This window comes from Geminicoccus flavidas (assembly GCF_009806515.1).
Classification (GTDB): domain Bacteria; phylum Pseudomonadota; class Alphaproteobacteria; order Geminicoccales; family Geminicoccaceae; genus Geminicoccus; species Geminicoccus flavidus.
Genome location: NZ_WUJP01000508.1, coordinates 1 through 2,577, shown reverse-complemented (window position 1 = coordinate 2,577; position 2,577 = coordinate 1). Strand labels below are relative to the sequence as shown.

Below are 2,577 nucleotides of genomic sequence, written 5' to 3'. Positions count from 1 at the left end.
ACCGGCAGGCCGTTGACCGCGAGCGGGCTGCCGGCCGCCGAGGTGACGAGCCCAGTGACTGTGGCGAGGTCGAGACTGGCATAGGCGGACTGCGCCACCGGCGCGCCGTTGCCGGGTACGAGCCGGACCACGACGGTGCTGTCGCGAAAGCCCTTCTTCCGCCCGGGCACGTCGTCCTTCAGGAGCTTGCCCGACACGCCGAACGCCGCTGGCGTGTTGACCAGCCCGCCCGGCAGCTGCACGGTCTGGCCCATGACCGTGATCGAGCGGTCCTCGATCTCGTCGGCCGGGCCCTGCAGCACCGGGCCACCCGTGGACTGGGCGGCGGCCGGCAGGGCACCGCACAGCAGCGTCAGCACGAGCGCCTGCCTGCGGATCGGATGATGGACCATGGCTTTCCCCGGAAGACGAGCGGTGATCGAACTGGTCACCATCCTACCGTGAGGAAGCTTAATAGAAACTCATCAATAGTTATCGTGGATATATCTGAGGCGTACTGTCCAATATTACTTTTCCGGATAAAGGATCCGGCATGGTTGTAGTATAGCAACCTCAGGATGTGCCGCCGGCAACGGTGCGGTTCACTCGCCCGTCTGCAGGAGCTGGCCGCGCCGGCGCACGGAGCGGAACAGGGCAGTGTAGACCGAGGCACCCAGCACCAGCCAGAGGCAGAGCATGCCCAGGGCGTGGAGCAGCAGGCCCAGGTCGAAGCGGTGCTCGATCAGGACCGCGCGCATTCCCTCGAACACTGGCGCAGTGGGCAGACACCAGGCGATCACCTGTACCCAGCCCGGCAGGGTATCGATGGGGTAGAACACGCCGGAGACCGGCTGGATCAGGAAGATCGCCGCCCAGGCGAGGCTTTCCGCGCCCATGCCAAGCCGCATCACCAGCCCGGCGATCATCAGGCCGATCGACCAGCCGAACGCCATCAGCACCGCCATGAACAGCACTGTCGACCAGCCAAGCACGCCGCCGATCCAGAAGCCGTGGATCGGGATGGCCAGGAGCGACGCTCCGCCCACCCCCAGCGCCACCCGGATCATGGCGATCAGGAACACGGCCAGCACGTGCTCGTAGGGGCGCAGCGGGCTGGTGTAGAGATGGCCGAAATGGCGGGCGTACATCTCCTCCAGAAAGCCCAGGCTGACGCCGAGCTGGCTGCGGAACAGCACGTCCCACAGCAGCACCGCGGAGAGGAAGATCCCGGCGGCATTCGCCACCAGCGAACTTTCCTCGGCCAGGAAGCGGGTGATGAAGCCCCACAGGATCACCTGCACGGTCGGCCAGTAGACCAGGTCCAGCATGCGCGGCCAGGACGCGGTGAGCAGGTACCAGTGGCGCCTGAACACGCCGCGGATCCGGCGCATGGCCAGGCGGGCCGGGTTCATGCCGGGGCCGGATCGCGGGCGCGCCCGCGCGCGATGTCCAGGAACACTTCCTCCAGGTCGACCCGGCCGAAGCGCTCCAGCAGCTCGGCCGGCGAGCCCTCCGCCACCAGCCGCCCGGCCTTGAGCATCACCACGTGCTGCGCCAGCCGCTCGACTTCCGGCATGTTGTGCGAGGCGAGCAGCACAGCGGCACCGCGCTCGGCCTGGTAGTCCTGGAGCATGGTACGCAGCCGGTCGGCGGTATCCGGGTCGAGCGAGGCAGTGGGTTCGTCCAGGAGCAGGAGCTCCGGGCGGTTGATCAGCGCCTTGGCCAGCACGACCCGGGTCTTCTGCCCGGCCGAGAGCCGCCCGGTCGGGCGGTCGAGGAACGCAGCCAGATCCAGCCAGGCCGCGAGGTCGGCGATCCGCTCATGCGGTGCGGGCACCCCGTAGAGGTCGGCATAGACCAGGAGGTTCTGCCGCACGGTGAGGCGCAGCGGTAGGTCGACATAGGGCGAGGAGAAGTTCATCCGCGGCAGGAGCCGGTTGCGCGCCTTCGGCATCGGCAGGCCGAAGATCTCGATCGTCCCCGCACTCGGCGCCAGGAGCCCCAGCAGCATCGCGATCGTGGTGGTCTTGCCGGCACCGTTGGCCCCCAGCAGGGCGGTGGTTCGCCCGGTCGGGATGGCGAAGCTCAGCCGGTCGACAGCCACCACCTCGCCATAGCGCTTGACCAGGCCCTCGACCCGGACAGCCGGGGCGGTGCTCATTGGACCCCGCACCACTGGGGCGGTGCTCACTGGACAAAACCCTGCTCGCGATAGAACTCGGCGGCACCCGGGTGGACCGGGACCTCCATCCCGTCCAGGGCGTGGGCCAGGCTCAGGTCGAGCAGCCGTGGATGGACGTTGCGCAGGAAGGCCTGCGACTGCGGGTGCCAGAAGGCCTGGGTGATCCCGTAGACCAGCTCGTCCGGCACGTCGGCCGAGACCAGCCACAATGCACGCACGCCGATGGTCGGGGTGCCATAGGCGCCGACATAGGCGCCGGGCTGGATCGAGGTGCGGATGAAGAACTGGGTGTCGCGGAGCAACTGGTCGGCCGGGCCCCCGTCGATCGGGACGATCTGGGCGTCCAGCGTGGCCACCGCCTCCGACACGACGGCGGCCGGTGCGCCTGCGATCACAAACATCGCTTCGAGCGACCC

The 2,577-nt window shown here is 68.4% G+C and carries 4 protein-coding genes; all 4 read right to left on the bottom strand.

What is annotated here, in order from left to right; genetic code table 11:
- Positions 1–392: hypothetical protein (locus tag EQG76_RS14330; RefSeq protein WP_200840821.1), on the bottom strand; the 392-nt coding region annotated here is incomplete at its 3' end.
- Positions 393–581: 189 nt separating this feature from the next.
- Positions 582–1,391: an ABC transporter permease gene (locus tag EQG76_RS14325; RefSeq protein WP_159714610.1), complete on the bottom strand. Its 810-nt coding sequence runs from the start codon at positions 1,389–1,391 to the stop codon at positions 582–584.
- Positions 1,388–2,140 (bottom strand): ABC transporter ATP-binding protein, encoded by a 753-nt coding sequence (locus tag EQG76_RS14320; protein WP_159714607.1) that lies wholly within the window; start codon positions 2,138–2,140, stop codon positions 1,388–1,390. The genes EQG76_RS14325 and EQG76_RS14320 overlap by 4 nt, the downstream gene beginning before the upstream one ends.
- 26 nt (positions 2,141–2,166) lie before the next feature.
- A partial coding sequence (locus EQG76_RS14315; RefSeq protein ID WP_159714604.1) for a TAXI family TRAP transporter solute-binding subunit occupies positions 2,167–2,577 on the bottom strand: 411 nt, incomplete at its 5' end.